Consider the following 1,423-nt stretch of genomic DNA (forward strand, 5'->3'; position numbering starts at 1 on the left):
AGGGGACCCGCGCCTGACCGGGGTTAGGCTCGCTCGGCATATGCGATCGCCCTGGGGTCGCGGGCGAGACCTGATACAAGAGGTTGGAGCCGTTCCCGATTGCAACGCGATCGGGAACGGTTCTAGGCCGGGCGGCGGCCCGCCATGATCTGCTCGGCGGCGGCGCGCATCACGGCGGCCGCGCGCGCGATGCCGGCGCGGTCCACGTCGAGATGGGTCGTCGCGCGGATCTGCTCGGTCCCGAGCGCCCGCACGCGAACGCCCTGCGCGAGGCAGGCCTCGGCGAAGGCGGCGGCCGGGACCCCGAGCCCGGCCACCGAGAAGCTCAGGATGTTCGACTGCCCCGCCCCGGGCTCGAAGGCGAGGCCCGGCACCCCGGCGAGCGCCGCGCCCAAGCGGCCCGCGTTGGCGTTGTCCTCGGCGAGCTGGTCGATGTGGTGGTCGAGGGCGTAGAGCCCGGCCGCCGCCAGCACGCCGCTCTGCCGCATGGCGCCGCCGAGCCGGTACTTCCAGCGCCACGCCTCCGCGACGAAGGCCCTCGTCCCGCACAGGACCGCGCCGACCGGGCAGCCGAGGCCCTTGCTCAGGTCGATCCAGGCGCTGTCGAACCCCTCCGCGTAGCGGCGCGCCGGGATGCCGGTGGCGGCGACCGCGTTGAGGAGGCGTGCCCCGTCGATATGGGCCCGGAGGCCGCGCGCGTGGGCGATGTCGCGGATCGCCCGCATCGCCGCGAGGTCCCAGATCGAGCCGCCGGAGAAGCTCGTGGTCTGCTCGATCGAGATCAGGGCCGAGCGGGGCGCCGTGCGCTGGACGACGCGGATCGCGCCCTCGGCCTGCTCCGGCGTGTAGAGGCCGTTGCGCGTGGGAAGCGCCCGCACCGAGACGCCCCCGATCGCGGCGGCGCCCGCGGCCTCCGTGTTGTAGATGTGGGACTGGTCGTCGACGATGATCTCGTCGCCCGCCCGCGTCTGGACCAGGATCGCGGCGAGGTTGCACATCGTGCCGGACGGCATGAACACCCCGTCCTCCATGCCGAGGAGGTCCGCCACCCGCGCGCAGAGCGCGTTGGTGGTCGGGTCCGAGCCCGACTGCTCGTCGCCGACCTCGGCCCGGGCCATCGCCTCGCGCATCCCCGCGGTCGGCCGGGTCTGGGTATCGCTGAACAGATCGACGGTCACGGTCACTCCCGGGATGTGCGGCCGGCGCGTGCGGCAACGGCACCGGGCAGACCGCGCCCGGCAGAGGTCTTATACCGTTTCCGGCTGATGGGTTTGGACTAACGCATCGTCCCGGAACGAAGCGCGGGTCCCCTCTCCTGTAGGGAGAGGGACAGGGTGAGGGGTATGACGTCGCCGGACGAAGCGTAGCGCTGAACGCGCGTCGATGGCGTGCTCAGTCCTGTGAGGTCATACCCCTCACCCCA

Annotated in this window: 1 protein-coding gene; it reads right to left on the reverse strand. The window is 72.7% G+C overall.

All coding sequences use genetic code 11. The features are described from left to right. Nucleotides 1-122: 122 nt before the first annotated feature. Nucleotides 123-1,178 (reverse strand): threonine aldolase family protein, encoded by a 1,056-nt coding sequence (locus AX737_RS14485; protein ID WP_280949075.1) that lies wholly within the window; start codon nucleotides 1,176-1,178, stop codon nucleotides 123-125. Nucleotides 1,179-1,423 lie beyond the last annotated feature (245 nt).

This window comes from Methylobacterium sp. CCH5-D2 (genome assembly GCF_001556475.1).
Taxonomy (GTDB): Bacteria; Pseudomonadota; Alphaproteobacteria; order Rhizobiales; family Beijerinckiaceae; genus Methylobacterium; species Methylobacterium hispanicum.